This is a genomic window from Neorhizobium sp. PAMB6716, from assembly GCF_058242805.1.
Genome location: NZ_JBZAYW010000002.1, coordinates 507501 through 534378, shown reverse-complemented (window position 1 = coordinate 534378; position 26878 = coordinate 507501). Strand labels below are relative to the sequence as shown.

Annotated in this window: 21 protein-coding genes, 1 tRNA gene, 2 rRNA genes and 4 pseudogenes; 17 read left to right on the top strand and 11 right to left on the bottom strand. The window is 57.5% G+C overall.

The window, feature by feature from the left end:
• Positions 1 to 16: 16 nt before the first annotated feature.
• Together AC4CWH_RS21080 and AC4CWH_RS21075 are read right to left on the bottom strand one after the other, a co-directional pair.
• A complete protein-coding gene (locus AC4CWH_RS21080) occupies positions 17 to 1153 on the bottom strand; it encodes an FAS1-like dehydratase domain-containing protein (protein WP_491287824.1) in 1137 nt (378 codons plus the stop codon).
• Between the two features lie 35 nt (positions 1154 to 1188).
• A complete protein-coding gene (locus AC4CWH_RS21075; protein ID WP_491286720.1) occupies positions 1189 to 2745 on the bottom strand; it encodes an acetate--CoA ligase in 1557 nt (518 codons plus the stop codon).
• Between the two features lie 147 nt (positions 2746 to 2892).
• Between AC4CWH_RS21075 and AC4CWH_RS21070 the strand changes: the two genes are divergently transcribed.
• From AC4CWH_RS21070 to AC4CWH_RS21050, 5 genes are all read left to right on the top strand, one after another.
• Positions 2893 to 3678, top strand: coding sequence for an IclR family transcriptional regulator (locus AC4CWH_RS21070; RefSeq protein WP_491286722.1), 786 nt, complete (start codon positions 2893 to 2895; stop codon positions 3676 to 3678).
• Positions 3632 to 4096, top strand: a complete 465-nt coding sequence (locus AC4CWH_RS21065; protein WP_491286723.1) for a PaaI family thioesterase — start codon at positions 3632 to 3634, stop codon at positions 4094 to 4096. Before AC4CWH_RS21070 ends, AC4CWH_RS21065 begins: the two co-directional genes overlap by 47 nt.
• Before the next feature lies 1 nt (position 4097).
• Positions 4098 to 5306, top strand: coding sequence for a CaiB/BaiF CoA transferase family protein (locus AC4CWH_RS21060; protein ID WP_491322191.1), 1209 nt, complete (start codon positions 4098 to 4100; stop codon positions 5304 to 5306).
• Positions 5307 to 5537: 231 nt separating this feature from the next.
• Positions 5538 to 5783: a CopG family ribbon-helix-helix protein gene (locus AC4CWH_RS21055; protein ID WP_045022157.1), complete on the top strand. Its 246-nt coding sequence runs from the start codon at positions 5538 to 5540 to the stop codon at positions 5781 to 5783.
• On the top strand, positions 5780 to 6070 hold the full coding sequence (locus AC4CWH_RS21050) for a type II toxin-antitoxin system RelE/ParE family toxin (RefSeq protein ID WP_045022158.1): 291 nt from the start codon (positions 5780 to 5782) through the stop codon (positions 6068 to 6070). Before AC4CWH_RS21055 ends, AC4CWH_RS21050 begins: the two co-directional genes overlap by 4 nt.
• Before the next feature lie 301 nt (positions 6071 to 6371).
• On the opposite strand, the gene AC4CWH_RS21045 is transcribed toward AC4CWH_RS21050, so the two are convergent.
• Positions 6372 to 7412, bottom strand: a complete 1041-nt coding sequence (locus AC4CWH_RS21045; RefSeq protein ID WP_491286729.1) for a LacI family DNA-binding transcriptional regulator — start codon at positions 7410 to 7412, stop codon at positions 6372 to 6374.
• Positions 7413 to 7514: 102 nt separating this feature from the next.
• Between AC4CWH_RS21045 and AC4CWH_RS21040 the strand changes: the two genes are divergently transcribed.
• The 3 genes from AC4CWH_RS21040 to AC4CWH_RS21030 are packed head-to-tail and all read left to right on the top strand — an operon-like array spanning position 7515 to position 10489.
• The gene (locus AC4CWH_RS21040; protein WP_491322190.1) at positions 7515 to 8945 is read left to right on the top strand and encodes an APC family permease; all 1431 of its coding nucleotides are present in this window, start codon (positions 7515 to 7517) and stop codon (positions 8943 to 8945) included.
• Between the two features lie 25 nt (positions 8946 to 8970).
• The gene (locus AC4CWH_RS21035; protein WP_491286732.1) at positions 8971 to 10083 is read left to right on the top strand and encodes an alpha/beta hydrolase family protein; all 1113 of its coding nucleotides are present in this window, start codon (positions 8971 to 8973) and stop codon (positions 10081 to 10083) included.
• The gene (locus AC4CWH_RS21030; protein ID WP_491286733.1) at positions 10076 to 10489 is read left to right on the top strand and encodes a nuclear transport factor 2 family protein; all 414 of its coding nucleotides are present in this window, start codon (positions 10076 to 10078) and stop codon (positions 10487 to 10489) included. The genes AC4CWH_RS21035 and AC4CWH_RS21030 overlap by 8 nt, the downstream gene beginning before the upstream one ends.
• 177 nt (positions 10490 to 10666) lie before the next feature.
• Here the strand turns inward: AC4CWH_RS21030 and AC4CWH_RS21025 are convergent, their stop codons facing one another.
• Both AC4CWH_RS21025 and AC4CWH_RS21020 read right to left on the bottom strand, forming a co-directional pair.
• On the bottom strand, positions 10667 to 11578 hold the full coding sequence (locus AC4CWH_RS21025; protein WP_491322189.1) for an NADP-dependent oxidoreductase: 912 nt from the start codon (positions 11576 to 11578) through the stop codon (positions 10667 to 10669).
• 120 nt (positions 11579 to 11698) lie between these two features.
• Positions 11699 to 12445, bottom strand: coding sequence for a glucose 1-dehydrogenase (locus AC4CWH_RS21020; protein ID WP_491322188.1), 747 nt, complete (start codon positions 12443 to 12445; stop codon positions 11699 to 11701).
• 118 nt (positions 12446 to 12563) lie between these two features.
• Here AC4CWH_RS21020 and AC4CWH_RS21015 point away from each other — a divergent pair, with 118 nt between their 5' ends.
• Entirely contained in the window at positions 12564 to 12917 is a 354-nt protein-coding gene (locus AC4CWH_RS21015) for an ArsR/SmtB family transcription factor (RefSeq protein ID WP_491322187.1), read from the top strand.
• 151 nt (positions 12918 to 13068) lie between these two features.
• Here AC4CWH_RS21015 and AC4CWH_RS21010 read toward each other — a convergent pair whose 3' ends face one another.
• Positions 13069 to 13473: a winged helix-turn-helix transcriptional regulator gene (locus tag AC4CWH_RS21010; protein ID WP_491322186.1), complete on the bottom strand. Its 405-nt coding sequence runs from the start codon at positions 13471 to 13473 to the stop codon at positions 13069 to 13071.
• A 150-nt stretch (positions 13474 to 13623) separates the two neighbouring features.
• On the opposite strand from AC4CWH_RS21010, the gene AC4CWH_RS21005 reads away from it, so the two are divergent.
• The 3 genes from AC4CWH_RS21005 (at position 13624) to AC4CWH_RS20995 (ending at position 15977) form a co-directional block, all read left to right on the top strand.
• Complete coding sequence (locus AC4CWH_RS21005) at positions 13624 to 14031, top strand: DoxX family protein (protein WP_491322185.1); 408 nt, start codon at positions 13624 to 13626, stop codon at positions 14029 to 14031.
• A 129-nt stretch (positions 14032 to 14160) separates the two neighbouring features.
• Positions 14161 to 14877: an SDR family NAD(P)-dependent oxidoreductase gene (locus AC4CWH_RS21000; protein ID WP_491322184.1), complete on the top strand. Its 717-nt coding sequence runs from the start codon at positions 14161 to 14163 to the stop codon at positions 14875 to 14877.
• Between the two features lie 170 nt (positions 14878 to 15047).
• Positions 15048 to 15977, top strand: coding sequence for an IS110 family RNA-guided transposase (locus AC4CWH_RS20995; RefSeq protein ID WP_491318559.1), 930 nt, complete (start codon positions 15048 to 15050; stop codon positions 15975 to 15977).
• 526 nt (positions 15978 to 16503) lie between these two features.
• Here AC4CWH_RS20995 and AC4CWH_RS20990 read toward each other — a convergent pair.
• Together AC4CWH_RS20990 and AC4CWH_RS20985 are read right to left on the bottom strand one after the other, a co-directional pair.
• Positions 16504 to 17421, bottom strand: a pseudogene (locus tag AC4CWH_RS20990) (nucleotidyl transferase AbiEii/AbiGii toxin family protein).
• A complete protein-coding gene (locus AC4CWH_RS20985) occupies positions 17408 to 18262 on the bottom strand; it encodes a type IV toxin-antitoxin system AbiEi family antitoxin domain-containing protein (protein WP_491322183.1) in 855 nt (284 codons plus the stop codon). The pseudogene AC4CWH_RS20990 and the gene AC4CWH_RS20985 overlap by 14 nt, the downstream one beginning before the upstream one ends.
• A gap of 271 nt (positions 18263 to 18533) precedes the next feature.
• Here AC4CWH_RS20985 and AC4CWH_RS20980 point away from each other — a divergent pair.
• From AC4CWH_RS20980 to AC4CWH_RS20960, 5 genes and pseudogenes are all read left to right on the top strand, one after another.
• A pseudogene (locus AC4CWH_RS20980) lies at positions 18534 to 19675 on the top strand (IS3 family transposase); the annotation flags it as partial.
• Positions 19676 to 19748: 73 nt separating this feature from the next.
• Positions 19749 to 20201, top strand: coding sequence for an IS66-like element accessory protein TnpA (tnpA, locus tag AC4CWH_RS20975; protein ID WP_491322182.1), 453 nt, complete (start codon positions 19749 to 19751; stop codon positions 20199 to 20201).
• Complete coding sequence (gene tnpB, locus AC4CWH_RS20970; RefSeq protein ID WP_491322181.1) at positions 20198 to 20551, top strand: IS66 family insertion sequence element accessory protein TnpB; 354 nt, start codon at positions 20198 to 20200, stop codon at positions 20549 to 20551. The genes tnpA and tnpB overlap by 4 nt, the downstream gene beginning before the upstream one ends.
• 62 nt (positions 20552 to 20613) lie before the next feature.
• A pseudogene (tnpC, locus tag AC4CWH_RS20965) lies at positions 20614 to 22268 on the top strand (IS66 family transposase).
• A gap of 100 nt (positions 22269 to 22368) precedes the next feature.
• A pseudogene (locus AC4CWH_RS20960) lies at positions 22369 to 22785 on the top strand (transposase); the annotation flags it as partial.
• A gap of 124 nt (positions 22786 to 22909) precedes the next feature.
• On the opposite strand, the gene AC4CWH_RS20955 reads toward AC4CWH_RS20960, so the two are convergent.
• The 3 genes from AC4CWH_RS20955 to AC4CWH_RS20945 all read right to left on the bottom strand — a co-directional run bounded on the left by AC4CWH_RS20955 (position 22910) and on the right by AC4CWH_RS20945 (position 26449).
• Positions 22910 to 22986: transfer RNA gene (locus tag AC4CWH_RS20955), tRNA-Met, on the bottom strand.
• A 227-nt stretch (positions 22987 to 23213) separates the two neighbouring features.
• Positions 23214 to 23328, bottom strand: a 5S ribosomal RNA gene (gene rrf, locus AC4CWH_RS20950).
• Positions 23329 to 23566: 238 nt separating this feature from the next.
• Positions 23567 to 26449: ribosomal RNA gene (locus AC4CWH_RS20945) — 23S ribosomal RNA — on the bottom strand.
• Positions 26450 to 26878 lie beyond the last annotated feature (429 nt).

Below are 26878 nucleotides of genomic sequence, written 5' to 3'. Positions count from 1 at the left end.
TTGGCCGTCGGCTGCCTCAGCGTTTGGGCAACTCGACGACAACGGAACCAAGAGCAGACAATTCGCCGTCCTGCTGCACGGCACGCTGCTGGATTTCCAGCAGATAGCGGCCGCCTTCCCCGAACTTGCGGATGACGGTACCGTTGATCAGGATGATATCGCCTTCCGGGTTGTGCCGGCGGACCTGGCATTTCGCCTGCCGCAGGAAACCGTCGTCACCCATCCAGTTTGTGACCTGATGGGTCAGCCAGGACGTGCGCTCCGGACCGTAGTCATAGGCACCGGGCGCACCAACCTCGAGCGCGAATTCTTCTTCCCAGTGAACCCGTTCGGGGCAATCGGGAATGCCGAAGCGGTTCTTGATACCAGCCGACGGATGCTTCTGCTGCAATTGCCAGGCAAGCTTGTTGGCGCGGATATAGAGGCCACCCCAACCCTGCGCATAGGCAATGAAGCCGGTCGCAGTCATCGGGCCCTTGACCATGGTCGGCAGTTCGTCGCCCTCGGCCACGTCGTCCCAGTAACGGGTTTTGGCGCCGCGGACCTCTTCCTGCTCGTAATACTTGTAGTATTGGTCGAGCTCTTGCTGGGTGTAGACACGGCGGCCATTTTCCTTGGCCTTCGTGTATTTCGTACCGTTCTCGCGGGCTTGATCGCGATCGGTGCGGAAGCACCAGCTGTCGGCGTCAGCCAGCAGATCACCAGTTTTGGCATCGTAGAAGTCCACGTGATAGATCTGCTGGACGGCCCGTCCGGCAAAGCGGGTATCGTGCTCCACCAGGTCCTTGAGAAAGGCCTCAGTCCGGAACTCGGTATTGCGCGGAATGACCTTGTGCCAGTTCCAGTTCGCGCCCGACCACATCGCATGTACCCCGGGAAGGCCGCCGACATAGCCCGAAATGATCCGGCTGGTCGCAAACAGGAAGCTCGGGAGCGCGATCACATCGCCGTATCTGGTGTTCTTCGCGTAATCGGGGTCGCACCACAGAGGATTGTCATCGCCAATGCCGTGCGCATAGTGACGGATATTGTCGCGCGTCGCCTCATAGCACCACGGCTCGACCGTCTTTTCGATCTTCACGCCAATGCGCGTGCGAAGATCGTCGAGACCCTCCTGCGTGATTTTCGGAAACTTCCGGATCATTTCATTCATCATGTTCCTCCTTGAAATATGGGGTCGCGCAACCGTCAGCCGGCGGCGGAAAACTTCTGGGCTTCCTGATCTCGCAGGATTTTTCGGTTCACCTTGCCTGCCGGGGTCTTCGGCAGCTCGGTAACAAATTCGATCTGGCGGGGGTATTCGTGACGGGCGAGCTTGGCGCGCACATGCTCCTGAATGCTCTCCGTGAGACCAGGCGTTTCACCCGTCTTTGGAATGATGAATGCCTTGACCACCTGTCCGCGCAGGCTGTCGGGCGTTCCGATCACACCGCATTCTGCCACGGCCGGATGGCTCAAGATCGCATCCTCGACCTCGACGGCGCCGATGGTCCAACCTGCCGAGATGATCACGTCGTCGGCCCGGCCGCCGTGATAGAAATAGCCATCCTCGTCGACGCGTCCGAGATCCTTTGTCGGGAACCACTGGCCGCCCTTTCTGACCATCAGTTCGCCGGTCTCCCCGGCAGAACAGCGAGAACCGTCCGGCCTCTGGACTTCCACTTCGACACCTGGGACGGCCTTGCCCATTGCACCGTCCCGCACCTCGAGGTCGTCCGCGCCGGGATAGTTGGCGATGATGACGCCGATCTCGGTCGTGCCGTACATCGAGCGAACCTTTTTCCCGAACACCTGTTCGACATAGGCCGCAGTCTCGCTGTCGATCGGCTCGCCGGTGAAGGACAGCTTTTCGAAACTGTAGGTAAAATTCTCGGCTTCCCCGGAGTTTCGCATCATGCGGTAGTGGGTTGCCGCGGCGGTGAGATTGGTGATCTTGAAATCCTGCAGGGCCTTCAGGAGACGCACCGGATCAAACCTGCCGGAGAAGGTCCCGGTGGAGACCCCCATGGCGAGCGGCGCGAACGTACCGTGCCAGAGACCGTGTCCCCAGGCTGGCGAAGACGGGCAGAAGAAGCGATCACCGGGCCGAATGCCGGTCGCATAGAGGGCAGCGACCATAAGAGTGACGATGGACCGATGGTTGTGGTGCACGGCAGCCGGCAGTAGACGGGTCGTCCCGGAGGTATATTGCAAGACCGCGAGATCATCGCTGCTCGTGTCCCAATCGAAGACCGACGGCAGGTCGTCCAGGCTCTCGAGGAATGCGTGATCCGCGACCATCACGTTCTTCGCTCCGCCCTCCCTGGCTTCCGAGGCCTTTTCGGCATTGGTGAAGAAGATTTCCGGATCACAGTCGCCAATGCGCAGCCTGATGCCGTCGGGCCCGAAGAGTGTGAACATCGGAACCGCGACTGCGCCTGCCTTAATCGCACCGAAGATCGCGCAGTAAAACGGCAGCGATGGCTCGATCATCACGGCAACGCGGTCGCCTTTCTTGATGCCCCGTCCTTTGAGGAAGTGCGCGATCTGTGACGAGCGACGCGAGATTTCCGCGAATGTGATGATCTCGTTGCGGCCATCAGCATTGGCGATGCGCAGCGCGACGGCCTCTCCGTTGACGTGACGATCGATACACTCATGGGCAATATTGAACCGTTCGCGCGTGCCGTCGAACAGGTCCCAAAGCGCCTCTTTCGTGTAGTGCTTCTGCGCATCCGCATAGGACGTGTAATCCGTCAGCGTCATATGGCCTCCTCCCAATTCCCTCACTCCGCAAGGGGTTCCGCCACCCGTTGTGCTCGTTGACAACGGTAGAGGGATCGATAGAGTATTGTCAATACGCTTTTATTATTGTATATATACAATGTTTTTGGCGTTTTGGGAGCAGGTGAAATGAGAGACGACGACACGAGCCAAGCCAGCAAGAGACAGGTGCCAGCCGTCACGCGGGCCATTGCAATCCTCAGGCTTCTGGCACGCTCGAACGACCCCGTCGGGGTCAATCCGATCGCCCGCGAGCTGGATCTGGTGCCCAGCACCTGCCTGCATATCCTGCGGGTCCTTCAAGACGAGGGACTGGTCGAATTCGATTTGAGAACAAAGCGATATTCCATCGGCGTCGGCATCCTGCCGCTGGCGAGGTCAGCCCTGCAGAAGAACACATTCTCGGTGATGATCCAGCCGCGGCTGTCAGAATTGTCGGCGCGCTTCAGCGTCACGGCCATTGCGACGCAGCTATCCGAACCAGGCCAAATGGTCGTGGTGGCACTGTCTCAATCGCCTCTGCCATTTCGCCTCCAGGTAGATCTCGGATCGCGCTTTCCTCTTTTGATATCCGCGACAGGCCGACTGTTTGCCGCGTTTGGCGGGATGAGCAGGGAGGCCCTCCAGGGCGAGTTCCCGAAACTCGTATGGGACCATCCCCCGTCGTTCGCCGACTGGCTCAATGAAGTCGACGAAGCGCGCGCGCGTGGATTTGCCGTAGATCACGGCACCTACATTTCCGGAGTGACCGTTGTAGCCGTTCCCGTCTTCAACACGCGAAAGCAAATGATCCGTTCGCTCGTCGCTATCGGTATTACCGAAAGGCTGGAGGACGGGGATATCCTTAAGCTTGCAGGAGCCCTGACGGATGCCCGCAACGACATCGAAAACATGCAAATCACAGCAGGGAATTGAAATGACAGGCACGAGGGAGGAGAGAAATTGGAAGGCTTTGAACGCAGGCGCGTTTATGGCGATGGTGGGGCCTTTGACCAAAGCGCAGGATGAAGATGGGAGCTTCGTTTATGCGCTGCAAACAAGGAGCGAGCACGAAAATGCGCTGGGCCTGATCCATGGCGGCGTCATCACCGCGCTTCTCGATCAGGCGATATCGATGGTGGCCTGGACGGCCGCAGACCGCGCGCCGACCGTCACCGTGCAGATAGACACACGATTTGTCAGCGCCGCACGGCCCGGCGCATTTCTGGAGGCGCGCGCAAAGATCCGGCACCAGTCGGGGTCCCTGATGTTCCTTGACGCTGACGTGTCCGACAGCGGAAATGCCGTAGCCTTGGCCACCGCAGTCATGAAAATTCTAAGAAAGGCGGCATGACATGCAAGGCATGGAGCACAGCAGAGGCCCCCTCACCGGCATCAAGGTCCTCGATTTCTCACGCATTCTCTCCGGACCCTATGCCTCGATGGTGCTCGCCGATTTCGGGGCTGAGATCATCAAGATAGAGCCGATCGAAAAGGGCGACGAGACCCGCAATTTCCCGCCGTTCGTCGGCGGGATGAGCCATTACTACATGGCGTTGAACCGTAGCAAGAAGAGCGTTGCGCTTGACCTGAAATCTCCTGAAGGTGTCCAGATTGCCCGGGACCTGGCTGCGCAAAGTGACATCGTCCTGGAGAATTTTCGGCCAGGGGTGATGGAAAGGCTGGGACTTGGCTACGAGACGCTCAAGACGGAGAACCCATCACTGATCTATTGTTCGATCACGGGCTTCGGAAAAGACAGCCCGCACGCCGATAAACCCGCCTTCGATATCGTGGCCCAAGCCCTTTCAGGCGTCATGAGCATCAACTGCGAACCCGGTCAGGCCCCGAACAAGCTCGGCCTGCCCCTGGGCGATATGGCAGGAAGCATCTATTCGATCTTCGGTATCCTAGCAGCTCTGCTTGATCGCAACCGGAGTGGTCAGGGACGGCTGGTGGAAATCGCCATGCTCGACAGCCTGATCGCCATGCAGGGCTATCTTTCCCAGATCTATTTCCTCACCGGAGAGAGTCCGAAGCCCGTCGGTACGCAGCATCCGAGCATCGTTCCCTACGGGTCATTTCCGACCGCGGATGGACACGTCATCGTGGCCTGCCTGACCGAACGGTTCTGGCACAATTTTGCGCGCTGCATCGACAGGCCGGATCTTATCGAAGACCCTAGGTTTGCTCTCTACGAGGACAGGCTCCGGAACCGCGATCAACTTGAACCCATCATTCTGAGCCGCCTGGCGAGTGACAGCACCGAATATTGGCTGGAGCGTCTGAGCGCCTTCGACGTGCCAAACGCTCCTATCCTGTCCATCGGGGAAGCCCTTGAGCAGGAGCACGTGACTGCGCACGGTCTCATCGAGACCGTGGAGCATCCCAAGATCGGCAGTCTGCGCATGGTCCGCGGCCCAATCCTTTTCGATGGACAGGGGCCGGCCCCCGCTTCTCCGCCGTCCCTGTTGGGCGAGGACACCTATGAGATCCTGTCTGAAAAGCTCGGCTTCAATAGACAACAGCTAGATGATCTGCAGGCGCGTGCGGTCATCTCTTGATGGAGATAGCCGCATTGTTTTGCCTGCGAAAATCGTCTTAAAGCTCTTGAAGGGAGCCGAACTGACGGCCCAGTGGTTACGCTGTTGAGCGGGCGGCAGTCATCAGCGGGATGATCATCGATCGGCCAACCTGAACCAAGGCAACACGAGGGACTTGGGAAGTAATCAGTTGAACCTTGACGAACCAAAGTGGTTCAAGGATATTCAAGGTGAACAACTGAGGACCTTTTCATGACCGCATTCACGATCCGCGTCCCGGACGAGGTGGCCGACCGCCTGAACCAGATTGCTCAAAAACTCGACCGTTCCCGCTCTTACATGGCAGCACAGGCCATTGAAGATTTTGTGGCGCGCGAAGAATGGCAACTCGCGGAAATTGAAGCCGGCATTGCCGAGGCGGACCGCGGCGAATTCGCCAGCGACGACGACGTGGCGCGCGTGGTCGGCAAATATGTCAAGGCGACTTCTCGATCATGAAGCAGAGGCGCATCCGCTGGACCGTGCGGGCGTTGCGGCGACTTGACGAAATCGGCGCGTACATCGAACAAGACGACCCAGATGCCGCTGCACGAGTCGTTGCCCGACTCGTAGCTTCCGTTGATATGCTCGCAGAGATGCCGGCCGCTGGACGCATCGGTCGTATTGCCAACACGCGCGAAGTAGTATTGTCCGACATTCCCTACATCATCCCTTATCGGGTTCGCCAAGACATCGAGATCATTACCGTAATGCATGCCTCTCAGAAATGGCCGAAGAGGCTGTAAAGGCAGCGCGTCGCCTGGACACAACACCGGCAAGCGGCTGCTCCGATCGCCTTGAACAGATACGAACCTGCGACCTGCCTTTCTGCCCCCCTAAATAGCTGAAACTTCTGCTACTTAGGTTCGTGGTACGGGCGCAAGGCTGAATTATGGAGCTCACCGTCTGGGGTGTTAGGCGGGACCTTTAAGTTCATATGCCAAGCGTCAAAGGTCATCTTGGAATGCCGCTTGACGCTTAACCCGCCATGAGTCGCGAGCGAGTGAACCAGGAAAGCCGTCGCTAGCGCGACCCTGTATGGCGCCTTTAAGACGGTAGCATCGCCAGAGTCGAACCCCTGACATTCAATTTCACCGAGACTCTCGTCTCCACGCTGACGTCATTGCCATCGATTTGTTCTACCAACAGGGCGACAGCAGCCGCGACCTGCAGCTCGGGATGCATATCAATCGCTGTGATGGGCGGTCTGCTCAGTTGCGCACGCAGCCCATCGGAATCCTGGGCGACCAAGAGATCTTCAGGTACTCTGATACCCAAGGACTCTGCCGCGGCAACGACTGCCGGTCCAAAATCTTCTATGAGTCCGATGATGGCTCGAGGTGGATTGGGGGCCGAAAGTACGGCACGGGCTACGGTAAAGGCAGCTTCAAAGATCTCCCGGCGCGTGCGTACCTCGCTGATCGGGACTGTATGGGAGACCGCCGGCATGTCGTGAGCTTGCATCCAATCAACATAGGACTGCAACTCTTCACTGAGCATGTCCCAGGGCAAGTCATGCGTCAGTAATGCAATGGAGGTTGCTCTGGCCTCAAGCAGGTGCTCGAGGAGCGTTACCATGGCACTGTGGGTGTCTGAGCACACGGTGCAACTATTGCTGCTTTGGGCGTCGCGCCCAAGGAGAACATGCGGGATACCACTTTTCATAAGAACCTGTTTACGGGGGTCGCCTGGAACAGGATCCAAAAGAATCAACCCGTCCAACCCCAGACGCGCCGCCTCTTCGGCCGAGTAGGTCGTGTGAAGCAAAGTTAGAACACGGCCCGACTCGAAAACCGCCTGACTCGCAGCTGCAACAATACGTCCGTACCAATCCGATGACAGCAATTCGTGCAAGGAGAGATTGGCTACCTGCGGCAGGAACAAGCCAATTGCATCTGATTTACCAAGAACCAAGCTACGCGCTGCACGACTGGGAGCGTAGCCAATGCGTTGTGCGGCATCCGATATACGTGTTCTGGTTTCTTCATCAACGCGTCCTTTTCCATTGAGTGCATGGGAGACAGTGGTCGCTGACACGCCTACGGCGCGTGCCACGTCCGCAATGGTCGGGCGTTTTTTTTTGTTCATCTGAAGTACGTATCAAACAGTGTTGACAACTCGCAAGATCTTCGCCAATTTTGTCTATGCCAAAACGTTTTGGCACGGTTGTCTGCAGGAGAGGTCGAACGCATGCCAAAATCTGAATTACGCCGTGTCAACAATACCTCGACAGAAACCGTCGCGCACAAAATTGGCGCATGGCAACTGGTGTTCTTCGTCATTGCGGCCGCCGCGCCACTAGGTTTCTCACTTGGCGCCATTCCACTGATAATTGGGCGGGGCGGTGTGGCAGGCGGTGCAGCAATCTTCCTGTTTGCTGCACTCACTCTTGCGATCTTCGCAGTCGGATACATCGCCATGGCTGCGCGCCTCAGTCGAGTGGGAGGCTTATACGGCTTCGTTTCAGAGGGACTTGGTCCTGCAGCTGGCGCGGGGGCCTCTTACGTTGCACTTCTGGTATATGCCTGTGCAGCGATTGGCGGTGGTGGTGCCTTCGCAGTGTTTATCGACGCCGCCGCTCAGGACCTATTAGGGTTCACCATGCCTTGGTATGCTTGGGCATTGGGGATGACACTGCTCGTCGGCGTACTGGGCACCCGTAGTGTCGCAGTCAATGCGCGCCTGCTGGGAGTGGTGATTGTGCTTGAAGTCGCCATATTGGTGGCACTGTCGATGGCAATCCTGCTAAATGGAGGGCCTGAAGGCCTCTCACTGATACCGATCTCGCCCTTTGCCGGTATCGATTCTCACATTGGCGTACAACTGGCAATCGCTATTGCGGCATTCGCCGGTTTTGAGGCCACTATCCTGTACTCCAAAGAGGCAAAGGATCGCCATCGCACTATTCGCAATGCGACCTTCGGTTCGCTCGCCATGATGGGTGGACTGTACATGTTGGTAACCTGGGCCGTCATCAGCGCCTATGGCGTCAGCAATGCGATGAACGTCGCCAATACAGACGCGACCACACTGTTCTTTACGGCTGCCAACAAATACCTCGGCAGCTGGGCAGTTAAAGTCCTGGAGGTCCTCGTGGTCGCCAGTTGGTTTGCCTCAGTACTTGCATTCCACAACGCGACGGCCCGCTACCTTGCGGCGATGGCAACCGATGGCTTAGTTCCAAAAAAACTGGCGCTATTGCATCCGCGCTTCGGCTCTCCTTGGATCGCAAGCATCGCTATGACGGGCACGGCTATCCTCGTCACCTGCGCCTTCATTATTGGCAATGGCGATCCGTATCTTGATTTGTTTGTGCTCGGCTCAGCGCCTGCTGTCATCGGAATTCCTGCCCTTGAAGTCCTCACAAGCCTGGCGATTCTGGCATTCTTTCGACGGTCAAGAATGGGAGCTCATGTGGTCGAGAGAGTTATCGCTCCGTTCACGGCATGCTTGCTGATCGGCATCGTTCTGGTCACGATCGTATTGCAGATAGATTTTTTCACAGGACGGTCTGGTTGGGTGAACTGGATTATCCCAGGCTCGATTGCAGCCGCTATGATAGTCGGCATGCTGCGTTTCAGGACGCTGAAGCTGATCGACGCCCCGAAACCAGTAGTCTGATTAGAATGCGAATACGGTGCAGCAAATGACTTATGATCCATTTTCCCGAGGTATGTTTCCTGTCGGAGTTAAATCGGACGAGTGGCTACACGCCTCGCTTGACCGCAGCGTTCCCGTTGAGATCTGGTACCCCGCAACCGATGCAATCGCGGGAGACGATCTGAATCCCAGCACCCAGGATAAATTTGTTCCTGGGTGGGTTGCTGGTGAAGGTGGAGATGATATGAGTCGTCAGGCTGCGGTGCGCAATACAACCGCTCGCGCTGAGCCAAACCCACTTATTCTTCTAATCCACGGTTGGGCGGGCTTCAGACGAGAAGCGAGCTTCATTGGCACACATCTCGCGAGTCATGGTTATGTCGTGGTTTCGCCCGACCTCCTGGGCAGCACATTCCAGGACGTTGATGCGTTCTTGAATTCGCAAGAGCCTGTGGGCAGCCCCGAAAGCCTCGATGCCCACATGACGAATATTGCGCAAAACCGAAAGGATACCGTTCCCTTCCTCATTTCCACAGCAACGCAAAAGCTCAATGTGCTAGCCGAAGATGTTGGAATCGTCGGGGCCAGCTTCGGCGGCTGGACGGCACTGTGTGCACCGGCATGGGATGCGCGAATTGCCGCCATCGTCCCAATGTGCCCGGCCAACAGTATGGCACCGGCTGCTGATCTCAGTTCCTCTGCCCTCGACATCGATTGGCAATGGCGGCGTGCGGTACCGACGTTGCAACTCGTGGCGGACAGGGACGCCCTGCTACCTCTGTACGGTCAACTCAATGTGTTCAGGTCGATTCCGGCAGATGCGTGGAAGCGTATGGTCATTCTCGCGAACGCAGATCACAATCACTTCGTGGACGATATCGATGTAGGGCAAGAGTGGCTTCGCGACTACGCAAAGCGCTTGGCACGTCTGTTCCCACAAGGACCGGCGCAATGGGATGTCGTAGCGAAGACCGTGGTATCTCCTCAAGAAATCTGCCGGGGAGCCGACGCGCATGTGGCTTGGCGTGGCCTGACATTGGCACACATGGACGCACACCTTCGGGGCGATCAGCAAGCGTTCGATTTGCTCTGCGGGGACATAGAAAGTCTTTTGGCCAACCATGACATTGTCGTAAGCACGGTGGGCAATCATGTCTGACGAACAGGCTGACATCGGCAATCTTATTGAAACGGCCTACGAGGCATTGGCATTTGAGCCAGGCAGCGCACCGCGATGGGACTTGTTTTACAAGGTTTTCCACGAGTCCGCGATTTTGGGTGTGAGAGTCTTTCCAGCCGACGCAGAAATTTCCATTCTGGATCTTCCCCGTTACACGCAGGCACAGCTCGCGAATGGCATTAAAGAAAACGGCTATTCCGAAACTGTCGGCAAAAGAAATATTCGAATATTGGGCGACGTGGCAGTTGCCGAACAATACTTCACGATGAATTTTCCAAGTGGCGTACAAAACGCCGCGATAGACTTTTTTTCTTTGGTTCGAACCCAAGGTCGCTGGAGGATTGTCTCAGTTGTAAGTGACAACGTCGGGCAGGGAGAAAATTGATATCACGAGAGTTGACGATATTGACCCGCAACTCTGGCGCCTGGACGCTCTCGACAGTATCGCCATTCGGACGTCACCATAGCGACTTTCGTGGGGCGGATAGTGCATCATTGCGTGACAATTTCAAAAGGCGGCATTGTTGCCAGTTCCGCAAATGCAGAACTGGCAACAGCTTTATTAGGGAAGGGTGACCACGAGTTTGCCGGCAACTCTTCCGCTCGCGCTGCGCCGCTGCGCATCCGCGACCTGATCGAGCGAAAAGACCTGCTCGATTGGGAGGTCGAACGCCCCCATTGAATAGAGTTCCGCTACATGCCTGAGGGCGATTTCAGGGTGGTCGTGTTGCGACGTCGTGACTTGCGCACCGTGCTTGGGTGCATCGATATCCGCGATCGACAGAACACGGGCCGCATTGCCCACGATCTCGATGAGATCGGGGATCACACCCGCTCCGGCCAAGTCAAGTGCCGCATCACCCCCCTGCGGTGAAAGTGCGCGGACGCGGGCTGGCAATCCGGATCCGTACGTCGTCGGAACGGCACCGAGCTTGCGAAGATAGTCGTGCTTTGCTTCGCTTGCCGCGCCGATCACGTTGACGCCGCGATGGCGCGCCACCTGGATGACGGCGCTGCCGACGCCGCCCGAGGCGCCGACCACCACCAGCGTCTCTCCGACTTTGCTACCAACCAGATCAAGGATGCGCGTCGCAGTCTCGCTGACAATCGCAAGGCCGCCTGCCACCTCGAACGACATGTCGTCGGGAGTATGTGCCCAACTGGTCAACACCGCATGTTCTGCCATGGCTGTCCGGCGAACGGTGATACCGAATACACGATCGCCGACCGCGACATTGGACACGCCGTCGCCCACTTCGTCGACGATACCCGCCGCCTCGGCGCCGACGCCGCTGGGGAGATCTATCGGCATGAAATCACGGTACAGTCCCGACCGCAGCTTCCAGTCCAGAGGGTTGACGCCTGCCGCCCGAACCGCGACGCGGATCTGGCCGGCGCCGGCGTGCGGCGCAGCGATGTCGACAATCTGTAGAACGTCGGGTTCGCCATAACTTTCGTATTGAACGGCTCTCATGGATCTTTCCTTTTCATTTTGAATAAGGTGCAAAGCGATTGAGGTCTCGCTGCCTGCGTTTCAACAGTTTGGTGCTGGGCACCATGTCCGATCACCGGCAAACCACCCAGCACCGGTGCATCAACGCAAGCCGCCGCTGGCCAGAATGTTCTCGCCGGTCACGAAGCGCGCATCGTCGGACGCAAGGAACGCAACGACGCGGGCGATATCGTCCGGCTCTCCGGCGCGGCCGAGCGGCGTTTGCGAGACGATGCCCGCTTCCATCTCAGATCCTGCGATGCCGGCCGCCTTAGTTCCCTCTGTGGCGACGAAGCCGGGGCTGACGACGTTGACGCGGATCTTCCGAGGCGCGAGTTCCTTGACCAACACTTCCGAAATTGCGTTCACCGCTGCCTTGCTCGCGGTATAGATCGATGTGCCCGGCGAACGCAGGGTCGTGATCGAAGACGAGATGTTGATGACGCTCCCGCCTTCCTGTAGGTGCTTGATCGCAGCCTGCGTTGTCAGCAGCACGCCAAGCACGTTGACGTCGAACACATGCCGATATTGAGCTTCGGTGAACAGCTCGACCGGACCGGCTTCCCAAACGCCCGAGTTGTTGACGAGGATATCGAGCCGACCGAACTCGGACACGGCCGTCTCGATCAGCGCCTGTGCTTCAGTGGCAATGGAGACGTCGCCCTGGACGGCAATCGCCTTGCCTCCTGAAGCCTTGATGGCATCGACGACTGCGTCTGCCCCTACCCTGCTTGAAGCATAGTTGACGACGACGGCCGCGCCGTCCTTCGCCAAAGCTTTGGCGATGCCCGCGCCGATGCCTTTCGACGCTCCGGTTACGACTGCGACCTTGTCTTGGAGCTTGCTCATTCTCTGTACCTCTTTTGCGTTGCGAACGTCAGGCAGCGCAGAAAGAGCCGCTCTTGTTCAATAGTTCGGAAATTATGAACTATTGAACAACGTGTCAAGCCGGTGTATGTGAGAAGGCATGAGACCATTTTTTCATCCCTCCATCGACGACGTTCAGCCGGAAGCGATCCTTCACGCGCTCTCGGATCCCAATCGCGCAGCGATCTTTGTCAACATCATGCGAGCGGGCGGCATTCAGACGTGCTCTGCCGTCTCGGCCTTGGGTGATCGGGTCATTCCGAAATCGTCGCTGTCGAACCACTTCAAGGTGCTGCGCGAAGCAGGATTGATCCGCAGCGAGCGTCACGGCGTGGAAATGCGAAATCATCCGCGCTTCGCCGATATGGAGGCACGTTTCCCGGGTCTGCTTCCAGCCATCATCACCGCCTATGCTTCGAAAGTCGTCGAGGCGTCAGAACGGACGACCGGCTAGCGCACAAGGTGATGCGGCTGATGTTTGCCTGCAGCGGATCCCCCTCTGTGGCGGCCGACATATCCCGCGCATTGCGCGCGGATCAGCCTGTGGCGTGCTCGTGCGCGCAGTCCAACTAAGACGCGTCTGGATGGTTTGGGCGGCTTGACGCCTAAGATACGCTTTTGCCAGAGGCAGTGGCGCTGCCCGCCTTGCGCCCACGCGTTGCCGGCTTTGCTGGAACGTCAGTCCCATATTCCCGCCACCAGGCAGCCAAGGCCTCCATCGTCGGCTGGAGACCGCGGGCCTTGGCCGTTATCTCATAATCCACCCTCGGCGGAACCTCGGCAAATATCGTACGAGAAATCAGGCCGTCGGCTTCGAGCTCCCGAAGCTGTGCCGTCAGCATGTGCTGCGTGATACCCGGGATCGCCTTTCGCAATTCACCGAAGCGATAGACCCGCTGGTTGAGCAGCCACATGATCTCGAGCTTCCACTTGCCCGAGAGCAGCATGAACGCTCTGCGCATCTCGTCCTGCATTGTCGCGACACGGTCTCCATTGGTCTGGTTTTCCATACTTACCACCAAGAATTCATCCTACTTGCGCTTCCCGCTCATAGTCTACATTTTCAATACACGCTCCACCGCATCATGGAAATGCGCCAGCGCCCAAAGAAGCCATTTTATCGAGGACCTCACCGGGCCCACTGGTGGGCAGGAACCCCTATGACCGAAACCAATCTATACTGGATAGCGACAGCGCTGCTGTCTCTGCTCTATATGTCATCAGCTCTGCTTTATCTGACGAGGAGCGAGCAAGTCCGGCAGATCATCGTCAAGCTGGGCTATCCCGGCTACCTCGTACCGGTCCTGATCATCGTCAAGCTGCTCGCCGTGGCGGCGATCCTTTCGCGCATCAGCGTGGGGCTCAGCGATCTCGCCTATGCCGGGATGTTCTATCACCTGGCCTTCGCCGTTCTCGCTCATCTGGGCGTGCGCGATATCAAGGCGGCGCTACCGGCGGCAGTCGGTCTTGCACTGATCGCCGGATCATTTCTCACACAGAACGCCGCAAGAGAGATGCCGTCGCCCTACGCTCCCTTCGTATCCGAAACGATTGGTGATGTGCGATGAGGGAGCGGCCCCTTGGAGCAACCAGCTCAAATCACTGACCGGCGCTGGATCCGCCATGCGCCAGTCATCAGCAACGGGCAACGCCACTGCGTAACCCACATCTCAGCCCAGTATTCACAGGAGACAAACATGAGTCGACTCAACGGAAAAATCGCGATTGTCACAGGCGCGGGTCGAGGTATCGGACGGGCGACCGCCAAGTTATTCGCAGCGGAAGGCGCGAAGGTCGCGGTGCTCTCAATCACACCCGCCAATGTGGAAGCGGTCGTCGCGGACATCGAGGCCGCCGGCGGGACGGCGCTCGGGGTACCCTGCGATGTGAGCAGCGCCGATCAGATCACGGCGGCTGTGGAAAAGGTGGTCGCAGCCTATGGCGGGGTCGATATTCTGGTGAACAACGCCTTCGATCCCTCGGCTGTCATGTCGTCAATCATGGAGTTGTCGGTCGAGCAGCTGCAGCGCAACTTTGATACGGGTCCGATCGCTACCCTGCGCACGATGCAAGCCTGCTATCCATATCTCAAAGCGAGCGGGGAGGGTCGCGTCATCAACTTCGGTTCGCCAGCGGCGCTTCTCGGGATGCTGCCCTATGCACCCTACAACATGGCCAAGGAGGCAACCCGTGCCTTGACGCGAACCGCGGCACGCGAATGGGGACCTGACAAGATAACCGTGAACAACATTCAGCCGGTGGCCGAGACCTGGGGCGATATCGAGGTGCCGCCTGCAAACAACGCGCTGCAACGCTATGGCTCGCCGGAGAACGACATTGCGCCTGTTCTTCTGTTCCTGGCGAGCAAGGATGCGCAGTTCCTGACGGGCTACACCCTTGTAACTTCCCAATAGCCGCATTTGGGTGTGTACTGCCCGATGCGGTGGCGGATGGGAGACCGACAAACCTTTGGGACACCAAGCCCGTGGGAGAGCAAGGGTCTCCGTCCGCCGTTCCATCGAACCCGAACAGTCGCCAGGACCGCTTGCGCAGGCAAAGTCCGTTTAGGCAAGGATGGGAAAAGATGGATATCGTTGTTGGGATCGATGTTTCGAAGGATCGTCTGGATATCGCCGTGGCGCCATCCGGTGTGACGTTTGCGGTGGAAAATACGCATGCGGGCGTCGAAGATCTGGTCTCGCGACTGCAATCGATCAAAGCCGATGCCGTTGCCATGGAAGCAACCGGCGGGTTTGAGATGCTGGCGGTGGCGGCGCTGTCTTCGGCGGGCTTTGCCGTCCTCGTGGTCAATCCGGCGCAGGTGCGTTCTTATGCCAATGCGATCGGCCGTCGCGCCAAGACAGATCCGATCGATGCGGCAGTGATTGCCGCTTTCGTGATTGCGACCCAGCCAGAGCTGAGACCGCTCAAAGACTTGGAAACCCAGGCTTTGTCGGCACTTGTGGCCCGCAGGCGGCAGATCGTCCAGATGATCGTGGCCGAGGAAAACCGGGCGCGCATGGTTCTGGCGAAAGAGGCCCAGAAGAGCATTACGCGGTTGCTGAAAGCCCTCAAGCGCGAGCTGGAAAGTCTCGACGCCGATCTCGATGAACATATCCGCAGGTCGCCGCTGTGGCGGGTGCGCGAGCAGCTGCTGACATCGGTGCCGGGGGTGGGGGCCGCCACCGCTCGCACGCTGCTCGCCGAGATGCCGGAACTGGGCAGTCTCGATCGACGTCAGATCGCATCGCTGGCGGGTCTGGCACCCTTTACCCGACAATCGGGCACGTGGAAAGGCAAGAGCTTCATTGGCGGCGGCAGGGGCAAAGTGCGGGCCGTGCTGTTCATGGCAGCCCTCGTCGCCAGCCGGCACAACCCCGTGCTCAAAGCCTTTCGTGACCGTCTCGTCGCAGCCGGCAAACCCAAGATCGTCGCCATCGTCGCAACAATGCGCAAACTCCTCACCATGCTCAACGCCATCATCCGGGACCAAAAACCATGGCAAAACGCTTGACTGCAAAGACAGTCGCTCTCCCCTGATGGCGGCATGGTCATCGACGGCGCGCGCTGACGCGCGGTCCGCCACATCACTGCGGGGACCCGGGCCCCGCAGCGATCCTCTCTACGCATGGAAGAACTCACCATGATCTATTTGCCCATCACGTCAGTCTTTGCCGCCGCGTTCGCCCTCGCCCTCGTCATGCTCTCCGCCCCTCCTCGGCCTGACAAACAGCATTTTGCCGTCATCGCAGGCGGGCGTAAAAAGACTTGCAACCGCGTAGATCGGCGTGGCGCACCTCGCGGCAGGTAGCCGCTATGCTCATGGCGATCAAAGAAAATCAGCAGGGCCTAAAATTCATCGCACATCGCGAACCGCGACACTTCCCCGTTTTCCGGCTGGAAAACAATGTGCAGACAATCACTTACGAGCGCAGCTCGGGCGAACCCCGGTTCGCTTTATCTTGCGGTCCTTCCCCTACCGCCGTTTACGCTCTCATATCGCTGCTTTCCGGTGTTCAAAGCCGAGGGAGCGGGAGTTTCTATCCGCGACGTTCAAGGGAAGTTCGCAGCAATTCGACCAAGGCTGAACGTTGGTCCGTCTTGAGTTTGTCGAGATTGCGCTGCCGCCATCGGATGGCGGGAAGCTCTGCCACATGGCCAATCTTCAGCAAGGACCAGTCCGGTTCCCCGCGCTCGAAGCCGATCAGAAATTCCCGGTGGTGATCCGGCATTGCGCCGATCAGTGCCTCGATCATTTCATGCTGGGTTTTGACCAGATCATCGATTGCGACAGTCGTCTCGGTCATGCCCTCGAAGCCATTGCTGTATTCGTTTTCGAGGTCTTTGACGCGGCCGGAAAGGACCTAACCCATGGGGCGGTTGTGACTGAGTAGATAGACGAGGAACGCTTCGCGTAGGTCACCGCTCAGCCCTTCATGGGCAAGCAGGCCTTGCACATCGAAGAGGTCACGCGGATGCTGCCGATCAAGTGCTGCAACCAGCTTGCCAGCAAAGAGGTCTTCAAAAGATACGACGCTGGTTTCCGCAAAGCCGAACGCTTCTTCGACCGCTTCGGTGACCGGAATGGTGGAAGGTTCATGGACCACGCCGCGCAATACGGGAGAGACTTCGATCTTGACCTGCGTGCCCTCCGCAATCACGAGAAGGCGAAGGATCGCACCATCGTGAATGTTTTCGGTGACGCGCGCGCCGGGCAGCTCCGCCAGAGCTGCCGCCTTGATGCGCTTCATGGCCGCATCGATCCCGGCCAAAGCCTCCGGCCTGTCATGGACCGGCAGATACATCAGATCGATATCGACCGAGAGGCGCGGCAGGTTGCGCACAAAGAGGTTAATCGCCGTTCCGCCCTTGAGCGCAAAACAGGTCTCTCGCGCGACGATGGGAAGAAGGCGCATGAGCAGCCGAACCTGGGCCTGGTACTGGTCACGAAACGGCATCAAGGTCCTCCGGCACGGTGATCAGATAGACAGGATCGAGCCTGCCGCCGGGGACAAGCATGCGCTTGCCCTTGCCAAGATCGATAGCGGTTCTATCGAGACGCTTGAGCCAGGCATGGCCATGGCGATCCGCAAAATAGAAGAACAGGCGCTTCACTTTCACGCTGTCGCAATCGACCAGCAGCTTTTGCAGCCGCCTCGGGCTGAAATTTGCGGCACTCTGCATGATCATGTCGGCCTGATGGAAACTCTCATGGCGCGGCAGCTCGTCGAGCATTTCGAGATAGGCGCGCTCGGGCTGGGAAAGGGTCAGCGGCCAGTCCCACTGTCCCCATGGAAGCGACGTCAGACTGCCGCCCTGAAATCGGCTGAGATCGCGCGGCGATCCATCAGCGATGTTCCAAGCGAGACTGCCAAGCCCCTTTGTTACGGGATCATTCCGGAAGAGGGTCGTGCTGTTGTGATAGACAAAGCGCTGAGGAAGGTTCAGCTTTTGCAGCCATGTGGGCGGCTTGTCCGGGCCATAAAGGTGAACGGTCTTGGTCTCGTACGAGAGATAATGCGCAAAGCCCTGCAGCTCCAGTGCGGTGCGTCCGCCGACGTAAAACGGCGTTCGCAATAGCAGGGTCTGGAGCGATATGACGACTTGCTGCCAGCTCAGTGTGCCGCGCGGCCTTTTGTAGACGCTGCGCACCGGCTGTTCCAGCCAGCCGGCCTTGACGTAGTAGGCGCGCAAATTGCTGGCGATGCCGTGGTCTTCCAGCCAAGCGGCATCCACGACCAGCCCTTCGGGCAGGTCTTTCTCTAGTCGGTTTAACAGTGACGCAGATTGCTCAGCCATGCTGAGTATATTACACGACTCTCAAACCATTTTCAAGTTTGACAATATCGCAGGATACTCAACAGAATTGATCCGATTTCATCATCTTCAAACCTCATATACCCAGCGCCCGCCTCTGGCGGGCGCGACTTTTTCCTTGGAACAAGGGGAACCGCCGCTTACGCAGCGGCTCCTTCCTTGGTGTCCGCAACTGTTGGTTTCCACGCAGAACTGAGCCGGTTAGGCGCATAAGGGGGTGCGGACGAAAACTTGGACCACCAGGAGGTAGTTCATGTATTCCTACGCAGACAGACTTCGAGCGGTTGAGCTCTACATCAGGCTTGGCAAGCGGCTCAACGCGACCATTCGCCAGTTGGGTTATCCCACCAAGAATGCGCTGAGGGGCTGGTACCGTGATACTTACAGCATCTCGACCTGCGTCCTCAGCCGGTGGCCCGGGCGCCAAAATATTCCGAGGCCGAAAGGCAGGCGGCACTTGAACACTTTAGCACCCATGATCGATGCATCTCTGCGACGATGAGGGCGCTTGGCTATCCAGGACGAGGGACTCTGACCGCCTGGGTCCGAGAGGCCTTTCCGGAAGCGCGAACATCAATGGTTGGTCGATCGTGGCATCCTGGCTATTGCGAGGAGGTCCGGCAAGCAGGAGTCATCGGACTATGCGGTGGAGATGAAACCGCTCAACAGGTAGCTGATCGGCTGGGCGTCTCAAGGCCGACATTGTACAGCTGGAGAGATCAGCTACTCGATCACGAGGCTCCTTCATCCATGAAACGCCGCAAAGGCAACTCCAAAGTGCCAGAACGTGAGGAACTCGAGCGACAGCTTGAAGCCCTCCAGCGTGATGTCCGCCAGTTGCAACTCGAGCATGATCTCCTGAAGAAGGCCAACGAACTGTTAAAAAAAGGCCTGGGCGTCGATCTGCAGATCCTGAGCAATCGGGAGAAGACACAGCTGATTGACGCCCTGAAGGAAGTTTATCGCTTGCCAGAACTCCTCGCCCAGCTGCGAATTGCCCGAAGCTCCTACTTTTACCATCGCACACGCATGTGTCTGGCAGACAAGTATGCCGCCATCCGGCACAGCCTTGCGGAAATCTTCGAAGCAAACCGTCGCTGCTACGGCTATCGCCGATTGCAGGCGTCGCTTGCCAGGCAAAGCGTGACAATCTCGGAGAAGGTTGTGCAGCGTTTGATGAAGCAGGAGCAGTTGGTCGTCGCCAGGCCGCGTCGACGGCGTTTTGGATCATATCTGGGAGAAATCAGCCCGGCGCCCGAGAACCTGATCAATCGCGACTTCCATGCAAAAGCACCGAACGTAAAATGGCTGACAGACATCACCGAGTTCCAGATCCCAGCTGGGAAGGTGTACCTCTCGCCCATCATCGACTGCTTCGACGTAAGCGCCGTCTCTGTCCCATTGGATCCGCTGCTTTTTGAGCATAGCTGGGCATGCGAGAAGGCTTCCAGGCGTATCTGGAAGCTGAATGATGGATGATGGATTTGTTGGTCGCTATGAGGTTGTTGAGCCGCGCCGCGGTAACCGGCGTTGGCCGGATAATGTGAAGGCGCGGATCGTGGCGGAGAGCTTTGAGCCTGGTGTTCGTGTTGTGGATGTCGCGCGCCGTCACGGCGTTATAGCAAACCAGCTTTCCGATTGGCGACGTCAAGTGCGCGACGGTATTCTGGTGCTGCCGTTTGCGGCGGCAACGACGCCGTCGGAGCACGATGGTATCGAGCCTGCATTCGTGCCTTTGGCAATCTCTGCGGAGCCTCCTGAGCCTGTCAATTGTTTGCCGCTGCCGAAGCTGGCCTCCGACGGGCCGAAGATGCAGGTTTTGACGTTGCAGATTGGCTCCGACGTCGTGATGCGGGTTCCTAATGATGTGCCCGTTGAACGGGTCGCCGCTCTGGTTCGCGCTGTGCTAGGAGCGGCATGATCGTCGCCGGCCAACGATTGCCGATCCTGATCGCAACACGGCCGGTGGACTTCCGCTGTGGGCATCAGGCTCTGGCTCTGATGGTGCAGACCGAGTTGAAGCTCGACCCGCATTCCGGGGTGACTGTGATCTTTCGCTCAAAACGCGGGGATCGCCTGAAGATCCTGGTGTGGGATGGCAGCGGAATGGTCTTGATTTATAAAATTCTTGAACAGGGAAGCTTTGCCTGGCCCAAGGTGCAGGACGGCACGATGCGTCTTTCCAGGGCTCAGTACGAAGCTCTATTCGAGGGGCTGGACTGGCGGCGTGTCATGGCGCAACGGGTGACCGCGCCGTCGGCGGCAGGGTGATTGTTCGGCCGTCTTTCTATTGTTTTATTTGGATTTTTTGAGCTTCTTTGCTATAAAGCGGCATGTCGCAACCTATTGATCTCAGCCTGTTTCCGGACCTTCCGTCAGAGGTAGTCAAAGCCTTTGCGGCGATGCAGTTCGAACTGTCGGTCGAGCGTGCGGCACGCCAGCATGAGCAGGCGGTCGTTGCCGAGAAGGACGCGTTCATCGCCGAACTGAAGGAACTGATCGAGAAGCTTGAGGGGCAGGTTCACGATTACAGGCGCACGAAGTTCGGGCCGAAATCGGAAAAGCTCGATCCGGCGCAGATGGAACTGGCGCTGGAAGACCTTGAAACGGCGATTGCCGAAACACAGGCGCGGATCGCCGCCGTCGAGAAAAAGATCGAAGCCAGCGCCTCGGATGACCCCGCGAAAGCCTCTCGTCGCAAGGAGCGTAAGGTCCGTGCACTGCCCGAACACCTGCCGCGCGTCGAGCGAGTGATCGAGCCCGAGAGCATCGTTTGCCCCTGCGGTTGCGGCAACATGGTTCGGATCGGCGAGGACCGGACGGAACGGCTCGACCGGGTCCCGGCACGCTACGAGGTGATCGTCACGATCCGCCCGAAATACGCATGCCCCAAGGGTCGAACCGGCGTCGTCCAGGCCAGAGCGCCGGCGCATCTTCTGGAAGGGAGCTGGCCGACGGAGGCCCTTCTGGCGGAGATTGCCGTCTCCAAGCATTCCGAACACATGCCCCTCAACCGTCAGGCCGAGGTCATGGCGCGACACGGCGTGCCAATCGACCGCACGGTGCTGGCCGATTGGATGGGGCGCACGGGTAGCGAAATCGCACCGGTGGTCGACCACATGGCCAAACGGCTGCTGTGGGAAAGCACGCGCCTCTATGTCGACGAGACAACCGCTCCGGTGCTTGATCCGGGGCGAGGCAAGACGAAGACCGGCTATCTTTGGGCCGTGCTGCGCGACGACCGCGGCTGGAATGGCTCTGCTCCGTCAGGTGTGGTGTTCCATTATCGGCCTGGGCGTAAAGGAGAATATGCCGCTGAAATCCTCGACGGGTTCAACGGGACAATCCAGGTGGATGCCTACGTGGCTATTCGCACCTCGCCACGTCGGACCGGATGGGTGGCGATCCCTTGAAGCTGGCTTTCTGTTGGGCACATGGGCGTAGAAAGCTGATCAAGGCCGCGCCGAAGAGCGGATCGCCCATCGTCGACGAGGCACTGGTGCGCATCGCCGCGCTCTACAAGATCGAAGACAGTATCCGCGGTTCAGGTCCCGAACATCGCCGGGCAGTTCGACAGGACCTGTCCCTTCCGCTGGTGGACGAGTTCTTCACTTGGCTCGCGGCCCAGGCTGGGCGTGTCTCACGCAAATCCGATCTCGGCATTGCCCTGGCCTATATGCTGAAACGACAGGATGGCTTTCGGCTGTTCCTTGATGACGGCCACGTCGATATCGACTCCAACCTGGTGGAAAACGCCATCCGTCGCCCGGCCATGAACCGCCGCAATGCGCTCTTTGCGGGCCATGACGAAGGGGGTCGCAATTGGGCCCGGTTTGCCAGCCTGATCGGAACATGCAAAATGAACGGCGTGGAGCCCTACGCCTATATGTGTGATCTCTTCACACGTCTCGCAAACGGTCACCTTGCCAAAGACATCGACGATCTGATGCCGTGGGCCTATGCCGCTCGCATCAAGGCCTCACAATGAGCTCGTCAGATACTATCCGGTGAGCTCACATCCGGCCCTCAGGCAGCACTACCGAGTAGCTGAAACTGAAAAATCAATGGGGCGTAGACGGCGCATACGCTTCGACGGTATGGTCATCAGTTGGTCGATTGGAACGCAACCAGATGCAGGCCTGGTCAACACAATGCTGGATGCCGCCATTGAGACCGTGACCAACGGAGAGGAACGGCCAATCGTCCATTCCGATCGCGGAGCTCATTATCGTTGGCCCGGCTGGCTAACACGGATCAGCAACGCGCAGATGGTTCGCTCGATGTCCCGGAAGGGCTGCTCACAAGACAACGCTGCGTGCGAAGGCTTCTTCGGCCGGTTGAAAACGGAACTCTTCTATCCAGGAGATTGGAAGGCCATCACAATCGAACAGTTCGTCGCCGAGGTGGATGCTTACATCCGCTGGTACAACGAGAAGCGCATCAAGATATCGCTGGGCTCGCTAAGCCCAGTCGAATATCGTAAGAGCCTCGGCCTGAATTTTTGAAGCAGTCCAAGTTTTTATCCGCACCCCCACCGGCTCAGTTCCGCGTGGAAACCAACACCAGGACGATCGAAGGCCAGAAACGCAAAAATCCCGCAGCGTTTTGGCTACGGGATGTTTTGGGATTTGGTTGCGGGGGCAGGATTTGAACCTGCGGCCTTCAGGTTATGAGCCTGACGAGCTACCGGGCTGCTCCACCCCGCGCCAAGAGCGTGCACTGATAGTTGCGACGCTTTAGAGACTTACAGCAAAAAGGCCGCTTTGAGCGACCCTTTTGTTATCGGCTGGGCCGTTAGTGTTTGTGACGAGAAGATTGGCGGATTTGCAAAGTTCAAACCGCGAGGTATTTGCGAGTGCAAAACCTGGGTATTTGCTTTCGCAAAACCCGACGGATTTGCAAGTGCAAACCGTGACAACATTGCCTTTAGCAGACCTGGCAGCGACCTACTCTCCCGCGTCTTGAGACGAAGTACCATTGGCGCAGGGGCGTTTCACGGCCGTGTTCGGAATGGGAACGGGTGCAGCCGCCCCGCCATGACCACCAGGTCAGCTAAGGGCAATGTGTTGAGAAGCTGGTAACTAGGGCTTAGCCAATAGGCAGTAGCCAATAGTTTTTTTTGAACACGTCTTTTTTCTTTCATGCGGCCGTATGAGCAGGTCACCCATACAGGCCTTTGGCCGTCGCCAATCGTTTGGCGCGCCGTCTGCAGCGTAGCATCCGAAGGATGCGACAGCGTGAAGACTGAAAGAGATGGCTCATCTTCGATGAGCATTATCAATGAGAACGATCAAGCCAATCGAGCTATTAGTAACGGTAAGCTTCATGCATTACTGCACGTCCACACCCGTCCTATCAACGTGGTCGTCTTCCACGGCTCTGATAGGGAATACTCGTTTTCAGGTGGGTTTCCCGCTTAGATGCCTTCAGCGGTTATCCCTTCCATATATAGCTACCCTGCTATGCCCTTGGCAGGACAACAGGTCCACCAGAGATATGTCCATCCCGGTCCTCTCGTACTAGGGACAGATCCTGTCAATATTCCTACACCCACGGCAGATAGGGACCGAACTGTCTCACGACGTTCTGAACCCAGCTCACGTACCGCTTTAATTGGCGAACAGCCAAACCCTTGGGACCTGCTCCAGCCCCAGGATGCGATGAGCCGACATCGAGGTGCCAAACAACCCCGTCGATATGGACTCTTGGGGGTCATCAGCCTGTTATCCCCGGCGTACCTTTTATCCGTTGAGCGATGGCCCTTCCACACGGGACCACCGGATCACTATGACCGACTTTCGTCTCTGCTCGACTTGTCAGTCTCGCAGTCAGGCGGGCTTATGCCATTGCACTCGACGACCGATTTCCGACCGGTCTGAGCCCACCATCGCGCGCCTCCGTTACTCTTTCGGAGGCGACCGCCCCAGTCAAACTACCCACCATACACTGTCCCGGATCCGGATGACGGACCGCGGTTAGACATCCATGACGATAAGGGTGGTATTTCAAGGATGGCTCCACGAGAACTGGCGTCCCCGCTTCAAAGCCTACCACCTATCCTACACATGCCGACACGAATGCCAGTGTAAAGCTATAGTAAAGGTGCACGGGGTCTTTCCGTCTGACCGCAGGAACCCCGCATCTTCACGGGGAATTCAATTTCACTGAGTCTATGTTGGAGACAGCGGGGAAGTCGTTACGCCATTCGTGCAGGTCGGAACTTACCCGACAAGGAATTTCGCTACCTTAGGACCGTTATAGTTACGGCCGCCGTTTACTGGGGCTTCGATTCAAAGCTTGCACCTCTCCTCTTAACCTTCCAGCACCGGGCAGGCGTCAGACCCTATACGTCGTCTTGCGACTTCGCAGAGCCCTGTGTTTTTGATAAACAGTCGCTACCCCCTGGTCTGTGCCACCCTGACATACTTGCGTACAGCAGGGTCACGCTTCTTCCGAAGTTACGCGTGCAATTTGCCGAGTTCCTTCAACATAGTTCTCTCAAGCGCCTTGGTATACTCTACCTGACCACCTGTGTCGGTTTCGGGTACGGTCTATAATGATGGAGCTATTTCCTGGAACCGCTTCCTCGCCCATCCAATCCAATAAGAATGAACAAGTTACGCAATCCGTCACTACCACCAGGCCCACGAATATTAACGTGGTTCCCATCGACTACGCATTTCTGCCTCGCCTTAGGGGCCGGCTAACCCTGCTCAGATTAACTTTAAGCAGGAACCCTTGGTCTTTCGGCGAGGGGGTCTCTCACCCCCTTTATCGTTACTCATGTCAACATTCGCACTTCCGATACCTCCAGAGGCCCTCACGGGTCCTCCTTCGCAGGCTTACGGAACGCTCCGCTACCACGTGCAGTAAACTGCACATCCTCAGCTTCGGTGCATGGCTTTAGCCCCGTTACATTTTCGGCGCAAAGACCCTTATTTAGACCAGTGAGCTGTTACGCTTTCTTTAAATGATGGCTGCTTCTAAGCCAACATCCTGGTTGTTTTGGGATCCTCACATCCTTTCCCACTTAGCCATGACTTGGGGACCTTAGCTGGAGGTCAGGGTTGTTGCCCTCTTCACGACGGACGTTAGCACCCGCCGTGTGTCTGCCGATTAGTACTCCCGGGTATTCGGAGTTTGGTTAGGATCAGTAAGACGGTGAGTCCCCATAGCCCATCCAGTGCTCTACCCCCCGGGGTATTCGATCGACGCACTACCTAAATAGTTTTCGCGGAGAACCAGCTATTTCCGAGTTTGATTGGCCTTTCACCCCTAGCCACAAGTCATCCCAATCTATTGCAACAGATGCGGGTTCGGCCCTCCAGTTGGTGTTACCCAACCTTCAGCCTGCTCATGGCTAGATCACTCGGTTTCGGGTCTAATGCATCTAACTGAACGCGCTATTAACACTCGCTTTCGCTGCGCCTACACCTACCGGCTTAAGCTTGCTAGATACACTAAGTCGTTGACCCATTATACAAAAGGTACGCAGTCAGGCTTTCGCCCTCCTACTGTTTGTAGGCATCCGGTTTCAGGTTCTATTTCACTCCCCTTGTCGGGGTGCTTTTCACCTTTCCCTCACGGTACTTGTTCGCTATCGGTCATGCACGAGTACTTAGGCTTGGAGAGTGGTCTCCCCATGTTCAGACAGGATTTCTCGTGTCCCGCCCTACTCTAGGACAATGCGTATTTTACGTGTACGGGGCTATCACCCGCTACGGCCGAACTTTCCAGATCGTTCCACTTTAGCTCACATTGCCACTGGCCTGGTCCGCGTTCGCTCGCCACTACTTACGGAGTCTCGGTTGATGTCCTTTCCTGCAGGTACTTAGATGTTTCAGTTCCCTGCGTTCGCTTCTAACCCCTATGTATTCAGAGTTAGATACCTTATCACAATGCTTGGAAACCTGGAGCGTCTTCGACGCAGGCAATAGCCAATAGGCAGTAGCCAATAGGATCTAAACCCTACTGCCTATTGCCTAATTCCTACTGCCTTGTGCGCCATCGGCGCACCAGATTTCCCAAGCATTTAAGGTGGGTTGCCCCATTCGGAGATCCATGGATCAAAGCTCATTCGCAGCTCCCCACGGCTTTTCGCAGCGTATCACGTCCTTCTTCGCCTGTGCATGCCAAGGCATCCACCAAATGCCCTTACGACACTTAATCGTTCTCATTGCCAATGCTCATCCATATGGAAAGCCAATAGCCAATAGGCATTAGCCAATAGGATCTAAACCCCACTGCCTACTGCCCAATTCCTACTGCCTCACCAAACCCAGTTACCTTTTACAACCGGGCTATTTCAGATGCCATCGACGTGTTCGACAAGTCTGCTTTATTGGAGCTACGCCGAGCAGCTCGCTTGCAGCTTGTCTTAAGACCAGCTTCTCGAGATTAAATCCGGGATCGCGCGGTCAGGCAACGATCATCAGTGATCCATCAGAGGTGACTTGCGTCACCAACAACAGACGACCAGAGTGACAAGCTTCCTACCTTCTCCGATCCCTCTTTCGTATCCGGCCGGCTAGGCCATCAACGACATCATTGGAACCGGCATCGGACATCTCGGGTCAAAAACCCAAAACACCTGGAAGC

Coding starts and splice junctions, on each gene's coding strand:
- AC4CWH_RS21080 (WP_491287824.1), bottom strand. CDS start 1,153: ATGAATGAAATGATCCGGAAGTTTCCGAAAATCACGCAGGAGGGTCTC.
- AC4CWH_RS21075 (WP_491286720.1), bottom strand. CDS start 2,745: ATGACGCTGACGGATTACACGTCCTATGCGGATGCGCAGAAGCACTAC.
- AC4CWH_RS21070 (WP_491286722.1), top strand. CDS start 2,893: ATGAGAGACGACGACACGAGCCAAGCCAGCAAGAGACAGGTGCCAGCC.
- AC4CWH_RS21065 (WP_491286723.1), top strand. CDS start 3,632: ATGCCCGCAACGACATCGAAAACATGCAAATCACAGCAGGGAATTGAA.
- AC4CWH_RS21060 (WP_491322191.1), top strand. CDS start 4,098: ATGCAAGGCATGGAGCACAGCAGAGGCCCCCTCACCGGCATCAAGGTC.
- AC4CWH_RS21055 (WP_045022157.1), top strand. CDS start 5,538: ATGACCGCATTCACGATCCGCGTCCCGGACGAGGTGGCCGACCGCCTG.
- AC4CWH_RS21050 (WP_045022158.1), top strand. CDS start 5,780: ATGAAGCAGAGGCGCATCCGCTGGACCGTGCGGGCGTTGCGGCGACTT.
- AC4CWH_RS21045 (WP_491286729.1), bottom strand. CDS start 7,412: ATGAACAAAAAAAAACGCCCGACCATTGCGGACGTGGCACGCGCCGTA.
- AC4CWH_RS21040 (WP_491322190.1), top strand. CDS start 7,515: ATGCCAAAATCTGAATTACGCCGTGTCAACAATACCTCGACAGAAACC.
- AC4CWH_RS21035 (WP_491286732.1), top strand. CDS start 8,971: ATGACTTATGATCCATTTTCCCGAGGTATGTTTCCTGTCGGAGTTAAA.
- AC4CWH_RS21030 (WP_491286733.1), top strand. CDS start 10,076: ATGTCTGACGAACAGGCTGACATCGGCAATCTTATTGAAACGGCCTAC.
- AC4CWH_RS21025 (WP_491322189.1), bottom strand. CDS start 11,578: ATGAGAGCCGTTCAATACGAAAGTTATGGCGAACCCGACGTTCTACAG.
- AC4CWH_RS21020 (WP_491322188.1), bottom strand. CDS start 12,445: ATGAGCAAGCTCCAAGACAAGGTCGCAGTCGTAACCGGAGCGTCGAAA.
- AC4CWH_RS21015 (WP_491322187.1), top strand. CDS start 12,564: ATGAGACCATTTTTTCATCCCTCCATCGACGACGTTCAGCCGGAAGCG.
- AC4CWH_RS21010 (WP_491322186.1), bottom strand. CDS start 13,473: ATGGAAAACCAGACCAATGGAGACCGTGTCGCGACAATGCAGGACGAG.
- AC4CWH_RS21005 (WP_491322185.1), top strand. CDS start 13,624: ATGACCGAAACCAATCTATACTGGATAGCGACAGCGCTGCTGTCTCTG.
- AC4CWH_RS21000 (WP_491322184.1), top strand. CDS start 14,161: ATGAGTCGACTCAACGGAAAAATCGCGATTGTCACAGGCGCGGGTCGA.
- AC4CWH_RS20995 (WP_491318559.1), top strand. CDS start 15,048: ATGGATATCGTTGTTGGGATCGATGTTTCGAAGGATCGTCTGGATATC.
- AC4CWH_RS20985 (WP_491322183.1), bottom strand. CDS start 18,262: ATGGCTGAGCAATCTGCGTCACTGTTAAACCGACTAGAGAAAGACCTG.
- tnpA (WP_491322182.1), top strand. CDS start 19,749: ATGATGGATGATGGATTTGTTGGTCGCTATGAGGTTGTTGAGCCGCGC.
- tnpB (WP_491322181.1), top strand. CDS start 20,198: ATGATCGTCGCCGGCCAACGATTGCCGATCCTGATCGCAACACGGCCG.